At 41.6% G+C, this 20,862-nt stretch carries 17 protein-coding genes and 1 riboswitch; of the genes, 11 read left to right on the forward strand and 6 right to left on the reverse strand.

Annotated features, from left to right (window positions below):
* Positions 1 to 86: 86 nt before the first annotated feature.
* The 4 genes from OHT75_RS05020 (at position 87) to putA (ending at position 6,265) form a co-directional block, all read left to right on the forward strand.
* A complete protein-coding gene (locus OHT75_RS05020; RefSeq protein ID WP_264725374.1) occupies positions 87 to 767 on the forward strand; it encodes a TIGR00153 family protein in 681 nt (226 codons plus the stop codon).
* 24 nt (positions 768 to 791) lie between these two features.
* Positions 792 to 2,060, forward strand: a complete 1,269-nt coding sequence (locus tag OHT75_RS05025; RefSeq protein WP_264725375.1) for an inorganic phosphate transporter — start codon at positions 792 to 794, stop codon at positions 2,058 to 2,060.
* Between the two features lie 109 nt (positions 2,061 to 2,169).
* Positions 2,170 to 2,748, forward strand: a complete 579-nt coding sequence (locus OHT75_RS05030) for a TIGR04211 family SH3 domain-containing protein (protein WP_264725376.1) — start codon at positions 2,170 to 2,172, stop codon at positions 2,746 to 2,748.
* A 322-nt stretch (positions 2,749 to 3,070) separates the two neighbouring features.
* Positions 3,071 to 6,265: a bifunctional proline dehydrogenase/L-glutamate gamma-semialdehyde dehydrogenase PutA gene (putA, locus tag OHT75_RS05035; protein ID WP_264725430.1), complete on the forward strand. Its 3,195-nt coding sequence runs from the start codon at positions 3,071 to 3,073 to the stop codon at positions 6,263 to 6,265.
* Positions 6,266 to 6,758: 493 nt separating this feature from the next.
* On the opposite strand, the gene OHT75_RS05040 is transcribed toward putA, so the two are convergent.
* Entirely contained in the window at positions 6,759 to 7,052 is a 294-nt protein-coding gene (locus tag OHT75_RS05040; protein WP_264725377.1) for a hypothetical protein, read from the reverse strand.
* 303 nt (positions 7,053 to 7,355) lie between these two features.
* Between OHT75_RS05040 and OHT75_RS05045 the strand changes: the two genes are divergently transcribed.
* The 3 genes from OHT75_RS05045 (at position 7,356) to OHT75_RS05055 (ending at position 10,209) form a co-directional block, all read left to right on the forward strand.
* Positions 7,356 to 8,696, forward strand: a complete 1,341-nt coding sequence (locus OHT75_RS05045) for a Na+/H+ antiporter NhaC family protein (RefSeq protein WP_264725378.1) — start codon at positions 7,356 to 7,358, stop codon at positions 8,694 to 8,696.
* A gap of 136 nt (positions 8,697 to 8,832) precedes the next feature.
* The gene (locus tag OHT75_RS05050; RefSeq protein ID WP_264725379.1) at positions 8,833 to 9,474 is read left to right on the forward strand and encodes a hypothetical protein; all 642 of its coding nucleotides are present in this window, start codon (positions 8,833 to 8,835) and stop codon (positions 9,472 to 9,474) included.
* A 6-nt stretch (positions 9,475 to 9,480) separates the two neighbouring features.
* Entirely contained in the window at positions 9,481 to 10,209 is a 729-nt protein-coding gene (locus tag OHT75_RS05055) for a pseudouridine synthase (protein ID WP_264725380.1), read from the forward strand.
* A gap of 62 nt (positions 10,210 to 10,271) precedes the next feature.
* Here the strand turns inward: OHT75_RS05055 and OHT75_RS05060 are convergent, their stop codons facing one another.
* Together OHT75_RS05060 and OHT75_RS05065 are read right to left on the reverse strand one after the other, a co-directional pair.
* Positions 10,272 to 12,428, reverse strand: coding sequence for a S46 family peptidase (locus OHT75_RS05060; protein WP_264725381.1), 2,157 nt, complete (start codon positions 12,426 to 12,428; stop codon positions 10,272 to 10,274).
* A 209-nt stretch (positions 12,429 to 12,637) separates the two neighbouring features.
* On the reverse strand, positions 12,638 to 13,840 hold the full coding sequence (locus tag OHT75_RS05065) for an aromatic amino acid transport family protein (protein ID WP_264725382.1): 1,203 nt from the start codon (positions 13,838 to 13,840) through the stop codon (positions 12,638 to 12,640).
* A 208-nt stretch (positions 13,841 to 14,048) separates the two neighbouring features.
* A riboswitch (yybP-ykoY riboswitch) is annotated at positions 14,049 to 14,166 on the forward strand.
* Between the two features lie 89 nt (positions 14,167 to 14,255).
* Here OHT75_RS05065 and OHT75_RS05070 point away from each other — a divergent pair.
* Entirely contained in the window at positions 14,256 to 14,810 is a 555-nt protein-coding gene (locus tag OHT75_RS05070) for a TMEM165/GDT1 family protein (RefSeq protein WP_264725383.1), read from the forward strand.
* A 68-nt stretch (positions 14,811 to 14,878) separates the two neighbouring features.
* On the opposite strand, the gene OHT75_RS05075 is transcribed toward OHT75_RS05070, so the two are convergent.
* From OHT75_RS05075 to OHT75_RS05085, 3 genes are all read right to left on the reverse strand, one after another.
* Entirely contained in the window at positions 14,879 to 16,018 is a 1,140-nt protein-coding gene (locus OHT75_RS05075) for a glycosyltransferase (RefSeq protein WP_264725384.1), read from the reverse strand.
* A 537-nt stretch (positions 16,019 to 16,555) separates the two neighbouring features.
* Positions 16,556 to 17,167 (reverse strand): MliC family protein, encoded by a 612-nt coding sequence (locus OHT75_RS05080; RefSeq protein WP_264725385.1) that lies wholly within the window; start codon positions 17,165 to 17,167, stop codon positions 16,556 to 16,558.
* Between the two features lie 125 nt (positions 17,168 to 17,292).
* Complete coding sequence (locus OHT75_RS05085) at positions 17,293 to 17,478, reverse strand: cytoplasmic protein (RefSeq protein WP_264725386.1); 186 nt, start codon at positions 17,476 to 17,478, stop codon at positions 17,293 to 17,295.
* Positions 17,479 to 17,644: 166 nt separating this feature from the next.
* On the opposite strand from OHT75_RS05085, the gene OHT75_RS05090 reads away from it, so the two are divergent.
* The 3 genes from OHT75_RS05090 to chrA are packed head-to-tail and all read left to right on the forward strand — an operon-like array spanning position 17,645 to position 20,447.
* The gene (locus OHT75_RS05090) at positions 17,645 to 18,103 is read left to right on the forward strand and encodes a MarR family winged helix-turn-helix transcriptional regulator (RefSeq protein WP_264725387.1); all 459 of its coding nucleotides are present in this window, start codon (positions 17,645 to 17,647) and stop codon (positions 18,101 to 18,103) included.
* The gene (rlmC, locus tag OHT75_RS05095; RefSeq protein ID WP_406681970.1) at positions 18,093 to 19,238 is read left to right on the forward strand and encodes a 23S rRNA (uracil(747)-C(5))-methyltransferase RlmC; all 1,146 of its coding nucleotides are present in this window, start codon (positions 18,093 to 18,095) and stop codon (positions 19,236 to 19,238) included. The genes OHT75_RS05090 and rlmC overlap by 11 nt, the downstream gene beginning before the upstream one ends.
* Positions 19,239 to 19,295: 57 nt before the next feature.
* Positions 19,296 to 20,447, forward strand: a complete 1,152-nt coding sequence (gene chrA, locus OHT75_RS05100; protein ID WP_264725388.1) for a chromate efflux transporter — start codon at positions 19,296 to 19,298, stop codon at positions 20,445 to 20,447.
* The last annotated feature ends 415 nt before the right edge of the window (positions 20,448 to 20,862 follow it).

Below are 20,862 nucleotides of genomic sequence, written 5' to 3' on the forward strand. Positions count from 1 at the left end.
TGAAACTACACTGTTTCTTTATGTGGACGCTTGAGGTAACATGCGCCCGCTTTTCCAAGTCGGAATTAATTAAATAGGTAACGGCAATGCCAGTAAACTCTATTTTAGGTGTGTTTGCAAAATCACCTTTAAAGCCTTTAGAACAGCATATCGATAAAGTTCATGAATGTGCTGCCCTTCTTGTTCCTTTCTTCGATGCCACTGTGGCAGGCGATTGGGATGAAGCTGTTAAAATTCGCAAACAAATTAGCCTGCTAGAAAAAGAAGCTGATTCGTTAAAGCGAGAAATCCGCTTAACTTTGCCTGGTGGGTTGTTTATGCCAGTTGAGCGCACTGACTTGCTTGAGTTATTAACTCAACAAGACAAAATCGCGAACAAGGCAAAAGATATTTCAGGCCGAATGATCGGTCGTCAATTAGTTATTCCTCAACCAGTTCAAGAAGCATTCAATGCTTACCTTAAGCGTTGTCTTGATGCTGTAACCCTAGCAAAACAAGCAATTAATGAGCTTGATGACCTACTCGAAACCGGTTTTCGTGGTCGTGAAGTCGACTTAGTTGCGAAAATGATCAACGAGTTGGATAGTATTGAAGAAGATTCTGATGATCTTCAAATCCAAGTCCGCCGTCAACTGTATGCTGTTGAATCAGAATTGAATCCAGTTGATGTCATGTTCTTATACAAAGTTATCGAGTGGGTGGGTGGTTTAGCAGATCTTGCTGAGCGTGTAGGTTCCCGTCTAGAGCTAATGTTAGCTCGTAACTAATCACAAGGTTATCAAGGAAACGACATGGTTGATGTATTAGTCACCAACGGCCCGATGCTTATCGGTATTGCGGCTGCATTTGGATTTTTGATGGCATGGGGTATTGGCGCAAATGATGTTGCTAATGCCATGGGAACCTCAGTAGGTTCTAACGCCATTACGATTAAACAAGCGATCATCATCGCGATGATATTCGAGTTTTCTGGTGCTTTCTTAGCAGGTGGAGAAGTTACCAGTACCATTCGAAACGGTATTATTGATGCCGCTTACTTTACTGATGTGCCGGAATATTTAGTATTTGGCATGATTGGTTCGCTACTGGCTGCGGGTATTTGGTTAGTTGTTGCTTCGGCATTAGGCTGGCCTGTATCTACAACTCATTCAATTATTGGTGCAATCATTGGTTTTGCGGCAGTAGGCGTCAGTGTTGACTCTGTTGAGTGGGGGAAAGTGGTTGGTATTGTTGGCTCTTGGGTTGTCACGCCAGCTATTTCAGGCTTTATTGCATATACTATTTTCCAAAGTGTGCAAAAACTGATTTTCAATACCGATGATCCTTTAGCAAATGCTAAGCGTTATGTGCCTTTTTATATGGCATTAGCGGGCTTTGTTATGTCATTAGTCACAATCACTAAAGGCTTAAAGCACGTTGGACTTCACTTCTCTACACTTGAAGCTTATCTACTTGCTGGTGTCATTGCTTTTGCTGTTGGCGTGTTCGGTAAGATTGCTATTTCGCGTTTGAAAATGAGCGATAAAGCAGACCGTCAAACCCAGTTTGGTAACGTTGAAAAAGTATTTGCCATATTGATGGTTGTTACTGCATGTTGTATGGCATTTGCTCACGGTTCGAACGACGTTGCTAACGCGATTGGGCCTTTAGCTGCTGTCGTATCGGTTGTTGAAAGTGGCGGTGTGATAGGTTCTAAATCTGTACTTGCATGGTGGATTTTACCGTTAGGAGCCACTGGTATTGTATTAGGTTTGGCGCTATTCGGTAAACGTGTAATGCAGACCATTGGTAAGAACATTACTCACCTAACACCAAGCCGTGGTTTTGCTGCTGAGCTTGCAGCTGCATCAACCGTTGTTATTGCTTCCGGTACTGGCTTACCTATTTCTACTACGCAAACATTAGTGGGTGCGGTATTAGGTGTCGGTATGGCGCGGGGTATTGCTGCAATTAATATTGGTGTGGTACGTAATATTGTCGTGTCATGGGTTGTGACATTACCTGCGGGTGCTGGCTTATCAATTATTTTCTTCTACATCATTAAAGATATTTTTAGTTAATAATTGAAGTGAATTTTGATTTAAGAAGGAAGTCCTATGACTTCCTTCTTGCATTCATGGGATTAAATAAATAGCATGGCAGCTAGTTGATAGCGTTAGGGAAAAGATTGTGTTGAGAGTCATTCATTTTTTTGCATTATTATTGTTGTCTATGGGCATTTCGGCTCAAGCGTCGACACATTACGTCTCGGATGATGTATTTACTTATATTCATGGTGGTCCAGGGACTGAGTTTCGTATTATAGGTAGCATCGAAGCGGGTCAACCCATCACTTTCAATGGTAAAGTCGAAGGTGATTATTCTCAAATTATTGATAACAAAAACCGTGAAGGTTGGATCCGCAGTGATTTTGTTACCGATAAGCCAAGTTATAGAGTGCGTTTTCCCGAGATGGAGAAAGAGCTCATTAGCGTCAATGAGCAATTAAATAGTATTTCATTGAATACCGATAATGCCGCGCAGGATCTTGAGCTCGCTAATCAAAAAATTATTGAATTACAAACAGCGTTGAAAGCGGCGTTAACGGAACGTGATACCGCCAGAGCAGAGGTGAGTAGCAATATAGACGAGCAGCAATTTAAGATGTGGCAACAGGGCGGTATTATTGCGGGTATTGGCGCATTAATTGGTATTGTTTTAGTTTATCTTCCTCGTCCTCAGCGTCGTAAAAATAGTCGTTGGATGTAATCTATAGGCTGTTTTTTTCACTTTTTTCAAACAAATAAGCCAACACCTAAAGTGTTGGCTTATTTGTTTGTATCTTCCCCTAAATCACTGACTTTACACATATTGCTATTAAGCGCATTTCAATGGTTTAGGCATCTAATATAAACAAGTACATCTTCTGCTACACTTTATGCGTTTTTCAGCCAATTAATCGACTAATCGACAGTGTTCTTGATCACATTTTGACTGTATACTCCGCGGCGAAGATTCGTACATTGTATACAAAATAAAACATGTCAATGTACGTCACACATTGGTTTTTACCCTCCTTCAACTGACCATGATGGAAGCGATTATGATGTTCAAAGCGAGTGAAGTACTGGGCGGTCGCTATGACAATGCCACTCTTGACGAGTTATTTAAAGCCGTCACCGATAATTATATTGTTGATGAAGAGCAATATTTAGCGGAGTTAATTACGCTAGTGCCTTCTTCAGATGAAGACATACAAAAGGTGACTCAAAGAGCCCATCAATTGGTAAGTAAAGTACGCCAATTCGAAAAAAAAGGCTTGATGGTAGGCATTGATGCATTTTTGCAGCAGTACAGTTTAGAAACCCAAGAAGGTATTATTTTAATGTGCCTTGCTGAGGCACTATTGCGTATTCCTGATGCCGATACTGCTGATGCACTTATCGACGATAAATTATCCGGCGCAAAGTGGGATGCTCATCTTAGCAAAAGTGACTCTGTATTGGTTAACGCCTCTACTTGGGGACTGATGTTAACCGGTAAAATTGTCAAACTGGACCGTAAAATAGACGGTACGCCAAGCAATTTATTAAATCGTTTAGTCAATAGACTCGGTGAACCTGTTATTCGTCAAGCCATGTTGGCCGCGATGAAGATTATGGGTAAACAATTTGTATTGGGCCGTAATGTTAAAGAAGCCCTTAAAAACAGCGAAGCCAAGCGTGAAATGGGCTATACCCACAGCTATGACATGCTAGGTGAAGCGGCGTTAACAGCAAAAGATGCACAAAAGTACTTTACTGACTATAGCAACGCCATTCGCGATTTAGGCGCTCAGCAATATGATGAAGCTGAAGCACCAAGACCGACAATTTCTATCAAGCTTTCTGCGCTACATCCTCGTTATGAAGTCGCCAATGAAGATCGCGTATTAACTGAATTATATGAAACAGTGATCAAACTGATCGTGCAAGCACGTGAGTTGAACATTGGGATCTCTATCGATGCTGAAGAAGTCGATCGTCTTGAACTGTCATTAAAATTATTCAAAAAACTATACCAATCCGATGCAGCTAAAGGCTGGGGGCTGTTGGGTATTGTTGTTCAGGCTTATTCTAAACGTTGTTTACCCGCGTTATGTTGGTTTAATCGTTTAGCTAAAGATCAAGGCGATGAAATTCCATTGCGTCTTGTAAAGGGAGCTTATTGGGACAGCGAATTAAAATGGGCACAGCAAGCTGGTGAAGGCGGCTACCCACTTTATACGCGTAAAGCGGGCACCGATGTCTCTTATTTAGCCTGTGCACGCTTTTTACTATCTGAAGCCACTCGCGGTAACATTTATCCACAGTTTGCGACACATAATGCGCAAACGGTTGCCAGTATTGGCGCAATGGCTGGTGATCGTCTATACGAATTCCAGCGTTTGCATGGTATGGGGCAAGAGCTTTATGACACCATGCTTGCAGAAAGTGGGGCTAAAGCTGTACGTATTTATGCACCCATCGGTGCCCACAAAGACTTACTGCCTTACTTAGTTCGCCGATTACTAGAAAATGGTGCTAACACCTCTTTTGTACACAAATTAGTAGACCCGAAAACCCCTATCGAATCATTAGTGGTGCATCCGCTCGTGACATTAAAAGGGTATAAGAGCTTTGCCAATCATAAGATTGTTAAGCCAATAGATATTTTCGGTGCAGAACGTAAAAATTCCAAAGGATTAAATATGAACATTATTTCAGAGTCTGAGCCATTTTTTGCGGCATTAGAGAAATATGCTCAAACGCAATGGCAAGCTGGACCATTAGTTAACGGTAAAACGTTAACTGGCGACGTAGTTGATGTTGTTAGCCCATTTGATACCACTAAGCTTGTGGGTAAAGTTGCATTTGCTGATAAGCAAGCCATTGAAACGGCCATCGCGTCTGCAGACAGTGCGTTTGCTCGTTGGACACGTACTCCGGTTGAAACACGTGCCAATGCGTTACAAAAATTAGCGGATTTATTAGAAGAAAATCGTGAAGAATTAATTGCCTTATGTACCCGTGAAGCTGGTAAAAGCATTCAAGATGGTATCGATGAAGTCCGCGAAGCAGTTGATTTTTGTCGCTACTATGCTGTTCAAGCCAAGAAAATGATGGCTAAACCTGAACTGCTTCCCGGCCCAACAGGTGAGCTAAATGAGTTGTTCCTTCAAGGCCGAGGCATTTTTGTGTGTATTAGTCCTTGGAACTTCCCATTAGCCATCTTTTTAGGACAAGTTAGCGCGGCTTTAGCTGCGGGTAACACGGTTATTGCTAAACCCGCTGAGCAAACCTGTTTAGTTGGCTACCGTGCCGTTCAGCTAGCGCATGAAGCAGGTATTCCTACTGATGTGCTGCAATTCTTACCGGGTACGGGGGCTGTTGTTGGTTCTGCACTAACGGCTGATGAACGTATTGGCGGCGTGTGTTTCACAGGTTCTACAGGTACCGCTAAATTAATTAACCGTACATTGGCCAATCGTGACGGTGCCATTATTCCATTAATCGCTGAAACAGGTGGTCAAAATGCCATGGTAGTCGACTCGACGTCACAACCAGAACAAGTGGTTAATGATGTTGTTTCGTCATCGTTTACCAGTGCCGGTCAACGCTGTTCGGCCTTACGTGTATTGTTTTTACAAGAAGATATCGCTGATCGTGTATTAGATGTGATGAAAGGCGCAATGGAGCAATTAACCATTGGTAACCCAAGCTCTGTAAAAACCGATGTTGGCCCCGTTATTGATGCGACAGCCAAAGCGAACTTAAACGCTCATATCGATCATATTAAACAAGTGGGTAAATTAATTAATCAACTTGAGTTACCTGCGGGTACTGAAAATGGTCATTTTGTTGCGCCGACTGCAGTTGAAATAGATTCAATTAAAGTGTTAGAAAAAGAACACTTTGGGCCAATTTTACACGTTATTCGCTATAAAGCGGCTGATTTAGCGAAAGTGATTGATGAAATCAACAGTACGGGTTTTGGTTTAACCTTAGGCATTCATAGCCGTAACGAAGGGCATGCATTAAGTTTGGCGGATAAAGTCAATGTTGGTAACGTTTATATTAACCGTAACCAAATTGGTGCCGTTGTCGGTGTGCAACCGTTTGGTGGCCAAGGGTTATCTGGTACAGGTCCTAAAGCAGGTGGTCCGCACTATTTAACCCGTTTTGTAACGGAAAAAACCCGTACAAATAACATTACCGCGATTGGTGGTAATGCCACGTTATTATCATTGGGTGATGCTGACGAGTAATCACTCGTTATTTAAGGCTATTTAAATGATGCCCACTTTTTAGTGGGCATTTTTTGTTTTCAGCCCATAAACCACCTACTTCAGTAGGTGGTTATCATCAATTAGGTTTTGCCTGAAGTATGTTCAATAACTGATTAAATCAAGTGATACGTGAGCTTTGCTAATGGTGCGATACAAGCTTCTAAATCAGGGATGATTTAGTCGAGCCTATAGGGGGTTATTTACGGCGTCTTGTTAATGCATGGTAGGAAAGCGCCCTTTTAGTGAGTGATATCAAAGTCACCTTCTTCAGAAGCTGGATTCTTTACTTAAAAATGATAAATCTGTAGGTAGTGAAGATTGATGAATCGCGGCTGCATGTCAGTTTATTGTATGGTTTTTTAATTATGGTTAGTCACAATCAGGCTATTTAACCCGAGTTGAGGTGATTTACACTAAAGTGCAGATAATAGGAGTAAATGTGAAATAGGATAAAAAGGTGATAATTTTCTTGTTAACGCTTAGCGGGCGATGGAATGATAATGCCATTGCGCTTTAAACCACGATTAACGTTGTTGCATAATTTGGCCAATTTTTCAATTTCACCGAATGTGGGAATTTCACCCTGCTCAAGTTCAGACTGCCAATAGTTTATTTCACTATCAACAATTTCTAACAGTTTCTTCGGACAGCCTTCACACGTCTTACCTGACCCGCAGACTGCCAATTCGGGATTACCCAAGGGAAAATGTTCTAACGCCTGAGCAATAAGCATTTTCATTGCCGTAGCACGATCGGGTTTCATCATTTACCTTTTACAAGTTTCAGTGCTACTCATGCTAAGGCAGCTGCAAGGTAAGATCAAAATATTGCTGTAATATCCAACAAACGTTATGTTTGTGTGGCATCGTTTGTTACTTTTTGCGATGAGGTGGTTTTTTTTGTGTAAAAATACCTACGGAAGTTAAGAAGTCTAGACGTCTAGATTGCAATTTAGGATAAGTTCTCTTATTCTTGGTGCAATTGATTTGGATGTGAGATGAATATTCATGCTATTGAATATATCCTTGCTTACGTCAACCTGAATATATAAATAAGAAGAGAGACAACCTTGACTAAACCAGCCGCAAGTAACCCCTCGCAAACAGCTTCATTTATCGCGTTGTTGCCCCTATTTGTTTTTTTAACCTTATTTATTGGTGCTGGAGTTTACTTTCAAAGCCAAGGTGTGGATTACGCGTTTTACCAATTACCTAGTGTTATCGCTATTTTACCTGCGATTATTCTGGCGTTATTACTGTCAAAGCAAAAACTCAATAGCGCCATTGAAACGTTTATCGAAGGTATTGGCCATAGCAATATCATCGCAATGTGCTTAATTTATTTATTAGCTGGCGCCTTTGCATCTGTAGCTAAAGCTACCGGTGGTGTTGATGCGACTGTGGCATTAGGCTTATCACTCATTCCATCAGATTTACTTCTTCCTGGTTTCTTTGTCATTGCTGCATTTATTGCGACTGCAATGGGGACATCAATGGGCACCATTGCAGCGGTAGCGCCCGTTGCACTTGGGGTGGCTGACCAAGCTCAGATAGATTATGCCTTAATGGCGGGTGCTGTGATGTCAGGGGCATTATTTGGTGACAACTTATCAATTATTTCTGATACCACTATTGCCGCTACACGAACCCAAGGCTGTGAGATGAAAGACAAGTTTCGTGAGAACCTTGTGTTTGCGATTCCTGCCTCTTTGATTACGTTGGTTGCGTTCGGTTTAGCTGGTCAAGGGCAAGCCACTATTGAACCGCAGCAAATTGAATTTATAAAAGTTATTCCTTATTTAACGATTTTATTTTTGGCCGTTGCAGGATTAAACGTTTTTGTAGTGTTGACCTTAGGGATTATCCTTGCGGGGGTGACGGGTATTACTGCCGCTGACTACAATACCATTCAGTTTGGTAACGATATTTACACTGGATTCACCAATATGCAGGAGATTTTTATTCTGTCTATGTTGGTTGGTGGTTTAGCGGCATTAATGCAGCAGCAAGGCGGTTTAGCTTTTGTGAACAATCTAGTTGAAAACTTGATTAGCCGTTTCTCTAAATCAAAAGGTGACGCGTCACCTCGCGCCGCAGAGTTAGGTATGGCAGGCATAGTGGCGATGACCAACACCTGTGTGGCAAATAATACGGTGTCGATTGTTGTGACAGGCGAAATAGCCAAGGACTTAGCGCAAAAGCATGGAGTTAACCCTAAACGTGCAGCCAGCGTGTTAGATATTTTTGCCTGTATTGTGCAAGGGCTTATTCCCCATGGTGCACAAGCATTATTAATCGCATCGGTATTTACCATTAGCCCGCTGACAGCTGTGTTAAATGCTTGGTATTGTATGATTTTGGCTGCGGTGGCTGTGGCTATCGTTATTTTCCGCAAGCGAACGGCTAATTAATATCTAAGGCCCTAAACCTTGTTTAGGGCTTTTTCTTTTATGCAGATAACGGTAAGCTGATTGAACTTATTTCTTACCCTTGATCCCCTTGGCAAAACAACATAGAAATTACGACTTACACTTGGTAATAGTGTTTATGTCAATCGCCGCTGCGGTGATTGCTTGCATTGGTGTGGCTTCAGCATTGTTTGTGGAAGCTAAGGATTTGCAAGTCAGTGTATTTCACCTCCGTCCTGATACATTGGGCGATTATATGAACTCGCGACTCGCAGTGGTGTTTAATCTTTCTCTGTTGGCTGCTGGAGTGTGTTTTTTTCTCGGCAACCTAGCCATTTACTTTACCTTTTCTGATCCATTAAGTCGCGCTATTGCGGTAGTTGGCTCGTTTGTCGGGGTCAGTATTGCGTTAATGGGCGTTTTTCCAATTAACTTTTTAGAATGGCACCGTAAGGCATCAACGTTTTATTTACTTGGTTCATTGCTGTTACATTTGTTGTGCTTTGCTGATTTTTTTAAGACAAACAGCAGTATGACTCGAATGGTGTTCGCGCTGTCAATTGTAGCGTTTATGGCATCGTTTAATTTGATGTTGATGTTAGATTGGACATTACTCGATTTTCCGCCATGTGAAGACAGTGCCAACCATTTTTGCTGGGTCTCTTCCAGTATGTGGGTGCTGACTCAAGCGAATATTTTATGGTGTGTTTGCTTAGGGTTAAGCATGCGCCAACATATCGTCAGTCAGCAATCACTATCCCATCGTTTTGCCGCAGCATAACTTGCTATGACTCAATATCGTTTAGCACATTATTTAGCCCTATGCGGCGTAGCTTCAAGGCGTCAGGCAGCAAGATTTATTGAAGCGCAAAGGGTGTCAATTAACGGCAAAATAGCGGGGCACAGTGATATAGTCTGCATTGAATCCCAAGTAAAAATGCTTGATGATATTCGATTAGATGATGTGGTAATTAGCCCTCCTGAACCTAAAGTCTATTGGCTGTACCATAAACCAGTGGGGATAGATTGTCGGTTGTTGGCTGACGACCCTGCAAGTTTATTGCATCATTTACCCGCCAGCCCAAGAGTTTTTCCTGCGGGTCGTTTAGATAAAGATTCGCGTGGGTTATTGCTGCTAACAAACGACGGTCAGCTTAGCCAACGTTTGATGCACCCTGATTTTCACCACACTAAGACCTACCTAGTGGAAGTTGATAAGCCCTTTGATGAACGCTTTTTAAATATCATGAGCAGCGGGGTAAGCTATCAACAAGCTAAGCAGAAAGTGACAACCCGAGCTTGTCGTGTCACGCGGATGAATGAGGCTCAATTTGAGATAGTATTAACTCAAGGGCTAAATCGCCAGATACGCAGAATGTGTTTGGCTTTGGGCTACCGTGTTATCGACTTACAACGCACGGCGATAGGGCGAGTAACCTTAGGCGATCTTGCTGAAACAAAACGGCGACCATTAGTGGCCGCCGAATTAACCGAATTAACTGCTTTAAGGGGGTAAGGTCATCTACTTAACCTCAGTAAATGACTCCAACACAATTAAAAAGCGTCTTTTCATTTTGTTTACTTAACAATGTCCATTTCTGCTAATAGATTATCGGCATTGTCTAAATGATCCATCACCCACAACATATAACGGCTATCAACTTGAATTGAGCGGTTAGATTGATCGTCATAGCCCCAATCGCCAATGATACTTTCATATACACCATCAAATAATAAACCGACCAATTCAGCGCGGCCATTTAAGGTAGGTGAGCCAGAGTTCCCCCCTGTGGTATCAAGTGTGGATAAGAAGTTAACCGGCACAGAATCAATCGATTTTACATAGTAATCACCATATTGTTTCTGTTTGATTAGCTCAAGTTGCTTAGCGGGAGCATCAAATGGATCAACCCCTGTATCCTTAGCGACTATGCCTTCTAAGCGAGTGAACGGCACCGCGACTAAGCCATCTTGTGGAGAATAGCCTTTCACATTACCCACTGAAACCCGTAAGCTAGAGTTTGCATCAGCGTATACTGGCTTGCCTAACTCACGGTTGTAAGCAATGATAGCGTCCATAAACCGTGGACGTACTTTCATTAAATCGCCCGCGAGTTGTTTTTGCTCTTTTTCACGCGTCATGCTTTCATCATAGGTATTAACAGCAAATTGGATGAAAGGATCATTCGATTTTTTAAAGTCGGCAACAGTTTTATCCATCCACGCTAAACGGGTGGCTTTGTCGCCCAATTTTGTTTTGGCGTACATGCTATCTAGGGTTTTACTTAACTGTTTAGCATCAAATTTTTTACCAATATTGAATGCTTTGTCCAATGCCGGTAAGCGTTGTTCTGCCGGTAATTGAGCGTAGCGGCTTAACATATCTAATAACACGGCTTTATCTACGCTGGCAGCATAGCGGCGATCGATACGTTCCATGCTGGATGTGAAATTGGTCATATCACGGTCTTGATAACCTGGCTCACGTTCCATATCCGCTAAGTTTTTTTCATTTGCTAAGCGATATAAGTCACGAGCAGTTGTGGCCATTGTCGTGTAAGCGATATAGCTTAGTAAAATGTCACGCTCTTGGTTTTGCTGGCTTTTAGCGACTAATTTATCTAGTGCAGCTAATGTTTCACCGTATTTTGCTTGGCGAGTTTTATCAGCATTTATCCAAGCCGCTAAATCACGTTCCACTTTTTGGCGATCGGCTAACATGGTTGATTTACCATAAAACTCAATCATCGAGGTGAAGTTTTTGGCATAGTTGGCTAACCCAGCTATTAAGCTTTCGTATTTGATGCGCTCATCGCTGCCTTCTGGGGCAGTGTCTTTGATGATTTCAATCATGCGCTCACGCAGAATTTTCCCTTGTGGATATGCCCATTCAAACTGATTTTCAACTTCACTTGCTGTGCGGTAACGATTAGTGCGGCCAGGGTATCCTGCAACCATCACAAAATCGCCATCACTCACGCCTTTTGCTGAAACTTTAAGGAAGCTTTTTGGCTCGTAAGGAACATTATCTTCATGGAAATCTGCAGGTTTACCATCTTTACCTACGTAAGCGCGGTAGAAAGAAAAGTCGCCGGTGTGACGTGGCCACATCCAGTTGTCAATGTCGCCACCATATTTACCGACACTGCCAGCAGGGTTATAGGTTAAACGTACATCACGGATCTCAAGTTGCTTAACTAGGTAATATTCTAAACCGCCGTGGAAACTGTATACCTGACAACGATAGCCGGCATCTTTTTCACACTCAGCGACTAGGGCTTTTTCTTGTTGTTCAATACCGGCATAAAAATCATTACCGACTTTGTCCATTTGGCCATTTTTCACTTTGCTGGTGACATCGGTAACCGCTTCGGTGACATACACGCGAGAGCCTGGGGTTGCTGGTAATTCATCTTGGTATGTTTTGGCTAAAAAACCTTCTTTGAGCAGGTTTTTTTCAGGGGTAGAGTTGTACTGGATTGACCCGTAAGCACAATGATGGTTAGTAACAACTAGGCCCTTTGGTGAAACAAAGGAGGCAGTACAACCGCCAAGGCTTATCACGGCATTCATTGGGAATTCAGTGAGCTTAGAGATTGATTTAGCGTCTATTTCTAAGCCTTTTTGTTTCAGCATATCCGCCATAGCGGGTAACTGATGCGGCTGCCACATACCTTCATCGGCTTGTGCAGTAAAACTGGCAGCAATAGCGGCCGTTAGTAACCATTTTTTCATTGAGATAAGTCCATTTTTTGAGGTCGTTTACCCAAATAAATAAGTTATCACCTAATGTAGGTGACCTTTTAATTTTATTGTTAGGATTGAATGAAGGGCGAGATCTTATGGCGCAATGCACCAATAAAAAAGTCAGGCCGGTGCCTGACTTTAACAAAACTTTTACTCGCTTAACAGGGGGAGAGAAACTCCGTTACAAACTAGGGCCGTTACACCAATGCTACCGTTAACTGTGCAATCACAATAATCACACCAATCAACCCCGTGATAAGAAGCGCCGGAGTGCCTCCTGAAACTTGATATCCGCCTAAGTTTTGTGGACGCTGTTTAAGTGCCATCGCAATAGGTAATAAGATAATCATCACGACTAAAGGAATGGCAGCAAAGCCTAACACTTTGAAAAAGCCATCTGGGTAAAATAAAGCACAAAGCAGTGGTGGAATAAACGTAATTAACCAGGTTTGTATTCTACCGACTAAGCTGTTGCTTGCTCTTGTTAGTTCTGCAACATAATCAAATAAGCTCATGGTGACCCCTAAGAAAGAGGTTATTAAAGCTAGGTTGGCAAAAATATCAATACACTGACTAACAATTTCAGATTCAGCTAACCCTTGTAGCGCTAACACCAGTTTAGGTAATGATCCCTCTAATTCGTGTACCGTTGGACCGCTTAATGTGCCTAAGGTAACAAGTAACCATAATATGTAGCAGACTAGCGGGATGGTAGAGCCAATCAACAACACTTTGCGTAATGAAACCGCATCGCCATCTAGGTATCTAACGATTGTGGCAATACACACATGAAATCCAAATGAAGTAAATACTACTGGGATAGCCGCAAGCCACAGATGGTTTAATTCGCTGCCGTTAGCGACTTCACTGACGGTGTTGGTTAATACCACAGCAAGGTTAACATCGGGTAATAAGAAAGCTACTACTAAGACTAATAATACCACCATCGCACTGAACAAAATGCGGGAGACTTTATCAATCCAAGTGACACCTACTGCAATAATACCGCCAAAGAAAAGGGTAAAGAGGATTACCGCACCTTGGTTGCTCAGATCTATGCCCAAAGGAGCAAGGCGAGTTTCAAGTAAAGATGAGCCACCCATCAAGTAAACCATGGTTAGGGCAAATAAAAGGCTTAAAAATGATCCACCCTGAATTAATTGCCCCGTTTTACCTAATGTTTTACCGGTAATGGCATGTACGTTGTCTCCCACACCCGTGCGCAAATTAATTTCTAGCATGAGTAATGCGGTGTATGCTGAAATGCCCCAAATCACCACGAGAAGGAGGAGTGCAGGTATAATCCCCAAAGCTGCGGTTGCTAAAGGCAGTGCTAACATACCACCGCCAATAGCCGTACCTGCGACTATTGAAATTGATCCAAGTATTTTAAAATTCACAAACGCATCCCAAAAATTATTATTCTAATTGCAAAAGACAGTAGCAGAATGCCAACAACTCAAGCAAGTGACTTGCACCTTTAAAGGGTTTTAGCGCTGTTTAGAAACAATTACATAACATTTGTGAGTGGTTAATTAAACTTCGTCATTGCAATGGTGTAGCATTACACAACGTATATTGATCCCATATTTATATTAAGGTATATTGCCGCCTCGTTTAGGGGAGTAGCTAGCTTGAATTGGTTTTTCATAAACTAATTAAGGCGTTTATATCAACATAATTGGCCAAATCGCCATGGTATAAACAACAAAGATAACGCTTTGTTAAGCAAGACCTAGTACGGTAATAGCGACTTTGAGGGTAGGCTATTGCTTGTGCTTGGTTAAACTTTACCCTCAACTTTAGGATATTTCTGTGGAAGCACTTTTCACTTCAACCCTCACTGTCGCAGTTGCTGAAATTGGCGACAAAACTCAACTGCTCGCATTATTGCTAGCGGCTCGATTTCGAAATAAATCGGCCATTATTCTTGGTATCTTCCTTTCAACATTAATTAATCACTTTGCCGCAGCTTGGCTAGGTCAATTTGCTTTTGGTTGGCTTGATCCTCAATGGGCAACTTATTTGATCGCCGCATCATTTTTTGCCATCGCCATTTGGGTGCTTGTGCCTGATAAAATGGATGATGATGATAACCGTTTTTATAAACTTGGCGCTTTTGCTGCCACTTTTATCTTATTTTTTATTGCAGAAATGGGTGATAAAACTCAAATTGCTACAGTAGTCCTTGCGGCTAAATATGATGCATTATCTATGGTAGTGTTAGGCACCACCTTAGGTATGTTAATTGCCAATGTGCCGGTAGTATTACTTGGACATTTTAGTGCAGATAAGCTGCCGATGAAGTTAATTCATCGGTTATGTGCACTATTATTTGCGCTTTTGGGTATCGCAACCCTCCTTTACTAACGCGGTTAGGGTTTAGACATTGAAAGACTTATGTCTAAACCCTTTTGCTGATGAGGCAATGGATTACATCAGATTGTTGTAAGGTACTCGGGTTGGTTATGAACCCGTTCGGTAGCATCAACTTGGGTTAAGGTTGCAAATTTATCGGCAATAATATCTACGCTATATTCATCAGATAGTTTTTTGATAAACCTCTGCGGGTTATTAATCACTTGGATTAATTTATCAGCTAATATGGCAGTGTTTTGCGGTGATGGCTGCTTCACATAAGCCGTTTTAAGGCTTTGTGTATTTTCCAAATTTGGAAAAAGATTGACCAAACCAGCAAAGTCATTGCCAAGCACCTCTTTAGCGCCAATGGTTGTTGTTGAAACAATAGGGATAGTTAATGCCATTGCCTCTAAAAGCACATATCCCATAGATTCAAACTCAGAGCAAAGCACCAAGCATTTTGCTTTTACTAAAATATTCCACGGGTTCGACTGGTTACCGAGAAAGTGGACCTTTTCTTTTAAGTCACTTTCATTTGTCATTGTGAGAAGTTTGGTTGTTATTGGACCATTTTTTTGTGGTTCATCACCGATAAATACCAAGTCTACTTTTGAGTTGAGCTGTTGATTCTCTAAGTACGAAGCTAATAACAATTCTTGCTTTTTTTCTGGCCCAAACCGTCCAATATGGACAATAAAATCCTGTGGCAAATCAAAATCACACGGTTGTGCGGCTTTTTCTATCACCGAGTTCGCATCAAAAGGATTAGGTAGATGTACAGGTGATTGTTTTGTAAAGGGCATGAGTCGCGTGGCCAGTTCGTTTGATATCACGAAATTATTGCGACTATAGTGCTGCTGATACAATTTCACCCGTTCTTTAATTCTGCCAATAAAGGACGTTGATTGCGTTAACTTATATGTTGGATCTCCATGCACAATCGTAACAGTTCCCTTTTTTGGCGCGTAGCGATGTGCGGCATTATTGACTAATACCAATAATTCAGAGGGGTTAACTTTATAACTCAGTAATTGCCACTTTTTTATCGCTTTTACTGATGAGAAGGGGAGCCATCGATTAAGATCATCCTCGGTACTGTTACCCAAATTCCATATTTCAATGGTATGTCCACGGGATGCTAATGCTTTGGAGAGAAGCCATGTTGATGCTTCAGCTCCGCCATAACAGATATGCCTGATGACAAATATATATTTCATAAAAATGCCTTTAAGCGTCTAATTTATCGCTTAATATTTTAAAAATTGATGTGTTTTCGAGGTTGTTATCCCAATCACAATCAATAAGTGTTCTGAAATAGCGTTGAAAAATGTGTGATAACAAGGCAGGTTTTTATGATAAGTCGTTATTCTAAAAATCTAACGCCGTTATCGAGTCTTTCACAATTCAGAATACGCGGTTATTGATGGCTATGGGTATGGCATGAAAGGTTGGATTCATTGTCCACTTAGAAGATGATGCAGGAACTTGATTTTAAGCTTTCTCTGGCAAACTAAAAACGAGAAAAACAAGGAATGTGATCTTGCGCAAGCTTAGAGTTATCTTGTTAATTTAAAAGATTATTTTTGTTGAGGTGAAGCTGCAATATTTATCAGTTAGTGTTGTGACTTTATTTGTTTTTAAGCAGTGCTTGATAACATTTGGTTGCTGCTAACACATGCTGACAATCAAGTTAAAAGCGGCGAGATACTAGCGGAATAGACTGAATAAAAAATGCTTATCAGTCTATCCTTCGGTTATTTGCTCATTGTACACGTTATTGGTGGTTGCCCAAAAAATGTCAAGGTCGCTTCTTGCTGGTGTGTCCATAAGCTTGCATGTTGAGCTTGGTATTTTGCGCCAGAGGCTGTGCGGGTGATAAAACCTATAGCTGGTTCGCTGGGCGGTTGGTGGGCAGTGTGATAACTGAAAACCACAGCTGGGATGAGGGTGTCATTATAAAAATATGCACTTAACTGCAACGCTGATTCATTGTTACACTGATAATAGGTTGGACTGGGCACATTGATGCTTGCTGCTGAAATTTGCAATTCAGTGATGCGAGTTTGATAACTTACCCGGGTACATTCGGTTTTGTCATCGGCTTTCCAGCAGTCATTACGACCTTTTATCCAGCCACGTTGCTCGGCTGTGAGGATTTTGGCATCATTGAGGTTAAGTTGCTTGATGGCTTGTGAGTATAGTGGCTGCAACTGAGTATCAAGTTGCGATAATTCCTCAGATTGACAAATGAGTTCCTCAATTGAACCTTGGGCTTTATTACAGTTGAAGCTGGGTGATGGAGAGCTGGCTATAACTGAAAAGCTTAATCCTAAACCGCTTAAACTGAGTATCCAGAGGTTTTTCATTCGCACCTTCCTTTACTATTTTACAAGACAACAATCATGACTTATTCACCAATTAAGGGCAAATGAACATCTTGTCATCTTGTCATCTTGTCAGTACAGCGGCCATCAATAAGGTGGAAACATCATTAAGCGGTGGTATTGATGTTATGACCAGTGTTTCCAACGGGTGCAGGCAAAGCCGCTTCAATGAGTTGCAACGCCATTTGACCTTCAATTTTTTGTTGATTTTTAGCCATAACGGCAACCTTGAGGCTGTTAGCTGAATCGATAGAAGTAGGCATATTGCTAGGAGCATTTACTGAAATTGTCATAGAAACCTCGTTTTTATTACACACAAAAATTGTGTTACTTCACTTTATCGACCGTTTGCCAATATCCTATATGGTAATAGTGTATCAATATGCATCTTGCTAAAAGGTTATAGATTGCGCGCAATTAGATTATGATATACTGGCTCAACATTGAAAGGGGGTAATTATGTCATCAACTAATCCATTAGCACTTGAGAATCAGGTGTGTTTTTCCTTATATAGCGTGACTAATGCAATGATCCGCGCATATCGTCCCCTGTTAGAAGAGTTATCACTGACTTATCCACAATATTTAGCTATGTTGGTGTTGTGGAAGGAGCCAGGTATCAGCGTAAAAACCTTAGGTGAAAAATTGAATTTAGACTCAGGCACCTTAACGCCGTTACTAAAACGTTTAGAAGCGAAAAAGTTGGTGATCCGCGGTCGCAGTGAACAAGATGAACGAGTGCGTGTGTTACACCTGACAGAGGAAGGCCAAGCATTACGTGTTCAAGCAGAAAAAGTACCTGAAATGATGCGTTGTAAAGTTGGCGGTGATATTGAGCAATTACAACAGCTGAAAAGCTTGTGCGATAATGCATTAAAAGTATTAAATTCGGATAAGGCTTCAAGTTGTGAAATGTGAGTATTTTGAAAATGGCCAATGCTTATCTTGTAGAGATATTCAAACGCCGATATCAAAGCAATTACAGCATAAGATGGTTAAGCTGAAACAGTTTTTTGGCCCATTACCAGTAGTGCAATGGCTTGACCCTATAGCAAGCCCAGAAAATCGCTTTCGCAATAAAGCTAAAATGGTGGTACTAGGGGCGGCGCATCAACCTATTTTAGGTATTGTTGATCCCCAAGGGCAACCCGTAAGCTTGTGTGATTGTCAGTTATACCCTGAAGATATGCAGCAGTTATTACATCGCTTGCAGCTGTTTGTACAACTGGCTGGTATTCCGCCTTATCGAGTCGACAAAAGTAAAGGTGAGCTTAAGTTTATTCTGCTTACTCGAAGTTATATTTCCGGTGAATTTATGCTGCGATTTGTGCTGAGAAGCGAGCAAGCCATTGCAAGAATTCAGCGAGAATTGCCTAAACTTATGGCCGACTTTCCCAAAATCAGGTTAGTGTCTGTAAATTTGCAGCCAACCCATATGGCTATTTTAGAGGGGGAGCACGAAATTTTCTTGACCGAACAAACCCGTTTAGCCGATAAGTTTAATGATGTGCCTTTGTATATTCGCCCTAAAAGCTTCTTTCAAACTAACCCCGCAGTAGCACAGCAACTCTATCAAACTGCACGTGAGTGGGTTGGCGCATTTAATCCGCAACATATTTGGGATTTGTTCTGTGGTGTAGGGGGATTTGGCCTTCACTGTGCAAGCCCGTCTATTCGTTTAACCGGTATTGAAATTGAAGCTGAAGCAATTGAATGTGCCAAAATGTCAGCGACAGAAATGGGGTTGAATAACATTCGTTTTAGTGCACTAGATTCAACTGACTTTGCCAAAGGTGTTGAAGCGAATGACAGACCTGATTTGATAATCGTTAATCCACCAAGACGCGGAATTGGTGAATCCTTATGCCAGTCTTTATCTGATTTTGCACCTAACGCCATTCTCTATTCAAGCTGTAACCCCAAAAGTTTGGTGAAAGATTTGGCAATGATATCGGGATATCAAATTACCAAAGTCCAATTATTTGATATGTTTCCACACACAGATCATTATGAAGTGCTAGTCATGTTAGAAAAATCACCTCGTAGTCATTAAATGTTCATATTAGTGTCATAATCTTAAGCTGTCATCTTAACCAAAGGGTCTGCATGTATGTGGCAAATATTCAGTCGTTTTCTGGCATTGGGCTTAATTAGTTTTGGCGGCCCTGCGGCGCATATAGGCTATTTCAGGCAGACATTTGTACAAGAGTTAAATTGGTTAGATGAAAAACAATACGCCAGTATTGTGGCATTAAGCCAGTTTATGCCAGGCCCTGGTTCAAGCCAGGTAGGATTTGCAATTGGCTACCATAAAGGGGGAGTAATGGGGGCCTTAGCCGCCTTCTTGGGATTCACGCTACCTTCTTTTTTATTGCTGTTTTTGTTTGCTGTTTCAACCGCAAGCTGGTTGCAGTTGGGGTGGGTTGATGGGGCGATTCATGGCTTAAAATTGCTTGCAGTAGTCGTGGTGGCTGATGCTACCTTTGGTATGTTTAAACAATTTTGCCAACGTAAAACGGCTCAATGTTTAATGGTTGCTACTGCGGCGTGTATCATATTATTCCCTTCTTTATTAACTCAAATAGTCGTATTGGTGGTAGCTGCTATTATTGGCGGCCTGGTGTTAACTCGTGGCGAACATATCTCACCAGAATCACCCGATATTACCTTGAATTGGAAATGGTTAGCACTCTTCATTGTAGGTTTAATTGCCTCATTCATATTAGCTTCACAGCCCGATAGCCTAGGGCAAGTTTTTGGTCAGTTTTATCAGGTCGGCAGTTTAGTGTTTGGTGGGGGACATGTTGTACTGCCTTTACTCGAAGCCAATGTGGGTGAGCTAGTCAGCCAAGATCGTTTTTTAACCGGTTATGCATTAGCGCAAGCTGTACCCGGGCCAATGTTTACCCTCGCTACTTTTTTAGGGGCAGATATTTGGCAAGAATCTCCGATGTTAGGTGCACTAGTTGCAACAATTGCGATTTTTGTTCCTGGTTTTTTATTGATGTTAGTCACGCTGAATAGTTGGGGAGCAATTAGCCAACGTCCCATAATAGCAGGCGGGCTAGCGGGGGTGAATGCAGCCGTTGTGGGATTGCTATTAGCCGCTTTATATCAACCTGTATTCACCACAGCGGTGATTTCGTCATTTGATATGGCTTTAGCGATATTAGGTTTTGGATTATTAAAAATATTTAAACCTAATATTGTCTATTTGGTCGCGGGCTTTGCTGCTACTGGTGCCATCATAAGCTTGCTTTAATAATATCTTAATATGAGTTCAATATTTCAATATCAAAGCGGTTCTTACTGCCTGCGTTAATGGTCTATCTAAACGCTGACAAATCTATCTTTGGCGGCTTATTTTGGCATTAATTTCGCAGCTTCGCTTGTAATCTGCTCTCAAGGATGGGGAGCTCAGGCGAGGTGCCATCCAAGCAAAGCATTGCCATTGATGTGTTAATCCGCCTTGTTATCTCTCACTATTTTCGGCTGAATACGAAGAAAACAGATTAATATGACTTAGTGCTTTAGGCTGTCTTTATTTTCAACATAAAAAATAAACAAAGCTCAACACGCCCTAGTCATCTTCTTAGCAGCATTCTGGCCGGTCATTATCTTTATCTTGTCGTGGTTTTTTGAGGTTCAAAAATGTGATAAAAGTTCATATATCATAA

Source organism: Shewanella subflava, assembly GCF_025971955.1.
Classification (GTDB): domain Bacteria; phylum Pseudomonadota; class Gammaproteobacteria; order Enterobacterales; family Shewanellaceae; genus Shewanella; species Shewanella subflava.